The following is a 5,119-nucleotide window of genomic DNA, read 5'->3' as shown; positions in this document are numbered from 1 at the left end:
CGTCGTCGACACCGCCCGCATCACAGGCAGCAGCCCCTTCAGCACCGTCCTCAAAACCATCGGCGCCTGAACCCCGCCATCACAGGCCTGGGTAATCACGTCCCAGCAATGGCCGTATGCGATGCCGCAGAACGCGGGCGCCAATCTGGGTTCTCGTGATTATATTCAGCTTGTCTCGTTTTTTCGCAACTTATTATTAGGACACCAAAGCCAGCAGTACCACTGCGAGGGAAAATATCCAACAATACGCAAAAACCCAGTTGACCAACGTACCATTGGTCAACTGGGTTTTTCAACTCGGCTAAAATTCTTGTCCGCCTGAACTATCCATTAACCTCAGGCGCGGGGTCTTCGAAAACGTTTGCCTTTTCGAGATCGTCCAAGACTCGCTTAATCAAGCTTGAGCTCGGATTATTGGACTTCATATCCCGCCGCGCTCGAATAACAGCCATGAGATATTTGAGTTTTTCTCTATCGCCATGTGTATTTACTTCGTCTTTGTATTGATGAAAAGTATGCATAAGCAAAGAACGCATGTAATACGTATTCCTGTCCACGGAGAGGATAATATTTTTTGCGACCTGCTCCCACTCCCCAGGCTTTGATCTCAGGAGCAGCGCGTAATTTAAAACTTGCCGGAAACCAGTTAACTCAGAAGTTGCAGAAATATGCCTGAACACCTCCCCCAATTTTCGCGAACCAATTAACTCGCAGGCCTGATCGGAAATTGATCTAACGGAACCAAATAGCACCATCATCGTGCGTTCCCTAATCGTATCCTCGTCGCTATATTTCATCTCATTGTGAAATAACAATCCGTTCCAAACATAATAACGATTGCGCGCTATAAGGGGGGCGTGGCACAACGCGACTTGGTAGATTGCTCTCCATCCCTTGTACAAAGCTTTCGCTGCAGCGACCTTGGACGCCCCCGTCGCGTTCTCTGCACATACTAAGGCGTTGGCGAGCGCATAATGATAGGCAAGAAGTTTTCTCTCTATTTCGTTGAATCTTCTTATGACGACTGTCTGATCTTCAGTTCTACGCTCAGCAAACCAGGAGCTTTTCAACTTATCTAATTCTTCTGTAGAGGCGGGGCCCGCCTCTATCGCTTGCATAAGTGGCTTCCAAGTCTCACCCTCATCACTGTCATTGACCCAAGTCAGGCCGGCGAATGGATCGAAATCGGAAGGGATATACGTCGAATGAAATGTCTCGATTGAGGTATTCAGTTTCTGAACAAGATCCTCAATTAACTTGGTGTTGTCGCTTGAGAAATTTGAAATTGAATCAACGAGGCCCTCGGTACTGATGTGATGATCAGTGCCAAGAAATTTATCGAGTATCGACTCTCGATTTGCCACATGGCGACCAAGAAAATAGGCATAAAAGAGCCTGTACCTGAATACTATATTGCCGCTTAGGCGAAGAAAAACTTTCTGTCGGTCAAGATCATTGAGAAGCTCGCGCTCATCGAAAGAAATAAGATTCTCACTTTTGTATTTGCGGCAGAAATTAAACCAATCAAGCTCGGTACAGCTGGTCTCTTGATTGGAAAATAGCTGGTATACGAAAGCGGATACGAGATCAATTTTACCTCTCGCATTCAAAGCGTATCTGTAATCGTCACTCGGTTTTGAAAGGAGTTGATGGACATATCGGTCAAGTATCTGTATCCGATTTAGTGGGGTAAAGTCACCCTCTTTGTGTATGATCCGTAAATACATAATAACGTTAAGCGGAGTAAGTGGTATGCAAAGTTGAAGCAGATCTGTGTATACTTTTTCGACTATGCTTGAGACATAATCTATATCGTCAGAGTCAAACAATGTTTTTGCAAGAAATCTGATATCTGTTCTCTCCAAGCTTGAGAGCTGCGCTATTTTGAAGTTCTGTCCATAAGGCCCGGCGTTACTACCAACTAAATCGACATCTCTTGTTTTGTCAGCGCAGATCACATACTTGTCGAATAGATTCAATGCTCGTAATTCATTCATCATTCTTTCGTGTCTTTCGACATCAAAATTGTCAAGTACTAACGTTTTTCGCGTTGACCCCTGCAGTATTTTAAACTCGTCTTGCAATTTTTTCTTATAGTTTGGCAGCGACCTTGCGTCTCGCAGCACAACCTGATCGCCTCTCGACGCGCATTCCAATGCAATTTTACGACATAGTGTACTTGCGCCATATTCTGGGCCACAATATATCAAATATGACTCGTCCGTCGTCCAGATTTCAGAGGCTGGTATCTGCACTCGCTCAGCGTTGATGCCCGCTTCATCGCGGGCGCTCGCCGCGTATATGCGCGGCTGAATATAAAGAGGAACGCCTGTCGGGGCGATTAAGAGCTGAGACTGGAATTCCGATCTAAGATCGGCGTTTGGGTCCAACTTCGATAGCGATGTGCCCGTCGGTCCGGGATTAGCTGGATTGCTGATGGCCGTGGACTTGTCTGACGGGCCGCCGCTGGTGTCATCCGGTGCCAACGAATTTAGCAATAGTAAGAGATCAGAGTGATCTTCAGATCCGTCAGCATTCCCCCTGATTTGGTAGAAAATCGGAGTCAATCGATACTTTCTGACGAATTGCCGCCGCTGTAGCGTAGAAATGGGTTCTTCGGTCCTGATGCCTATCAAAGCGAAATGCCGAGTTTCAGATGGCAGACTGCGCAAAACGCCCTCAGCCACGTGTGTGAGGAACGGATCTGTGAATCCAAAACCAACTACTAATAGGCGATCCGCAAGCCACAGCTGTTTGATGAAATCTATCACGGCACTATCTGCGTAATGACGATTGTAATCATCCGCTGTGATGATCATGCTATTGGGATCGTTAGATACGCCGTGTAGATGAACGAGCGGCTTCCGAGCATCCGAAAACGTTGCTCGCTGTATCCAGCGAGTAAGTTCAGTGCGATCATCCATCCTTATTGTATTATATGTCTTCCGATGGACGTGGGAGTACGCATTCTCTAATCCTTCATCGTAATTCAGTGTCGTGACACCGGATAATCCTAATCGAACTATTGCTTCATGTGTCGCAGTAAATTGATCATTATTCTGCCTAAATACTGACGCAAACTTTGATCTAAAAACTGACCTAGTATAAGCCTCTTCGATCGAAGTCGCCGCTTCCAACGGATCATTCTGTATTTGAAGTTTTATAGCGGCAATGTCTTGCGGATTCGCCACGAAGCCGCGAGCGACAATGTCATCTGCCAAATTATTCAGTAATTTTGTCCACATCGGATACAGAGGCGCGCTCACACCTGCGCCTACGAATCCGATTGTCTCTTCGACTTTCTTTATTGCTTGAAGGTCCCGATACGCAGCTTCATTTCCCGGAAAGAGGTCTTCTCTAAGGTTGGCGGTCATGTTGACAGATGGCCCTGCTTGGCTGCTCATTTGGTAGAGCAACCTATGATGGTCGGAAGCTCGGTCGACGCTACGTCCGCACCATGCCTCATTATGGCTGGCCTGTTCAATCTAAAGGGCAGGCTGCGGCATCGATCCACAACCTAGCGTCCGACACGATAACGACGGCAGAGTTCGCGGCGATCTGCCTCACGGCTTCCTCTTGAGACGCCGATGGATTATCTTTGGCTGGAGGTCGGGCAGTCCGCGAAGCCCCCCCCCGTCACCTGCTCCTGCCGTTTTGCCTTGGCATACAGGGACCATGATAGTGACGCCATCTGTCGGCGGATTGAGACAACCGGGCGCCGCTTAACCTCCCGCCGAACCTTAACCGGTGCTGGAGGTAGCGCTCTTCGCCTGCGCTCCATAGCGGCCGCATTGCCACCTGTTATGCTTACCTCGCCAGAAACTTCCGCATTGCCGTCTGCCTAGCGGCTACCGTCTGCTCCCACAGTCCCGAAGTACCAAAGGGACCGTTTTCAAGGCATTCGTGGGCGCTACCTGGAAGGCGAATTGCTGCACGTCGCCGACCCAATTCATCAGCGCGATCATTTCCGGTGTCGCACCCGATTTGCCTTTGACCGCGCGGTTCAGCACGGGATTCTGTATGTCGTCGAGCTTCAATCCGTTTCCGGCGAGGGACTGAGTGGTGAGATCCGGAACGGAGAAAAGTAGGTAGCTGAGCTTCGGATTCTTGTAGTAGCTGACTTGTCCCGCGAGCGTGCGCCCAGCCCCGTCAATGAACGTCACGGGGAAGTCGCGAGCCTGCCGCAAGGACTGGGGCACGGCATCGTCTAAGTCCATCACGGTCAGAAGCTTGGATCCCCCCACGCAGCTGAGCGACCCAGCGTAGCGCCGCTCTCGCTTGTTGAACTCGAAGCGGATGACGGCTCGCCCATCCAGATCCTCGACGTTGAACGTCGTCTCGCCACTTACCCCTGTTACGACCCGCATGCGCTTCGCCAGTGCGACTGGCAGCCTGTAGATTCCATTTTCGAAGGGTGCCGAGGCGGCTGCGCTCAGGACGGCTTGATCGACCCCCATGCGCTGGACGTAACCAGAGATGATGCCGCTGATAACCTGCGCGTCGTCGCCTGAGATGGCCTTTCCGTTTTTTCCGAAGCGGTGAAGGCCGTAGAAGTCCTGGTCTCCGTAATCGCGGGTGACACCTCCCAGGAACGCGTACGCACATGCAGATGCGCATGTCGCACTGTCGTACGAGTAGACGTTGGTGATCCCTTCCAGAGGTATAGAGCGCCCAATGATGGTGTTCATACCGGCTTTGCGGATCATCTCCCCGAGACGCAGGGCCGCCATGAGGTTGCCGCCCAATGAATGCAGGTGGAGGTCTTTGGAGTATGTAGCCCCGTCGCTCTTCAGAAACCGATCAAATTCGGCTGGCGTATCCTCCATGATGGTCCCTGTCGCCTGGATGTGGATCATCATCATACTCACCTGCACGGCCTCGAACCGCATCGGCTGAGTTTCGTCCAGTGGCAGTTTGGTGTGCTCGGACAGCTTGGTGCAGACCTCGCCCAGGCCCTTGAGCTGGCCCGCCGGGCATCCTTCCTCGGCAAACGTCGATACCGGCGCGAGTATGAGCAGAGCTAGTGCAGTGACGCGGACGGAGGATTCACGCGGGCGGTGAGGCGTGCGAGGCTGGGCGATGGCTCAGACGGTATGCGTACTCCTCGATGCGACCGACA

At 51.0% G+C, this 5,119-nt stretch carries 2 protein-coding genes; both read right to left on the bottom strand.

Translation table 11 applies throughout. The features are described from left to right. Window positions 1-323: 323 nt before the first annotated feature. On the bottom strand, window positions 324-3,404 hold the full coding sequence (locus ASG32_RS33010; protein WP_082558082.1) for an SIR2 family protein: 3,081 nt from the start codon (window positions 3,402-3,404) through the stop codon (window positions 324-326). Between the two features lie 444 nt (window positions 3,405-3,848). Then, window positions 3,849-4,889 carry a hypothetical protein gene (locus ASG32_RS28295; protein WP_056532952.1) on the bottom strand — a complete coding sequence of 347 codons (1,041 nt, stop codon included), beginning with the start codon at window positions 4,887-4,889 and terminating at the stop codon, window positions 3,849-3,851. Window positions 4,890-5,119: the final 230 nt, after the last annotated feature.

Source organism: Methylobacterium sp. Leaf361 (assembly GCF_001424445.1).
Taxonomy (GTDB): domain Bacteria; phylum Pseudomonadota; class Alphaproteobacteria; order Rhizobiales; family Beijerinckiaceae; genus Methylobacterium.
This window is presented reverse-complemented; position numbering and strand designations above follow the sequence as displayed.

Coding starts and splice junctions, on each gene's coding strand:
- ASG32_RS33010 (WP_082558082.1), bottom strand. CDS start 3,404: ATGAGCAGCCAAGCAGGGCCATCTGTCAACATGACCGCCAACCTTAGA.
- ASG32_RS28295 (WP_056532952.1), bottom strand. CDS start 4,889: ATGCGGTTCGAGGCCGTGCAGGTGAGTATGATGATGATCCACATCCAG.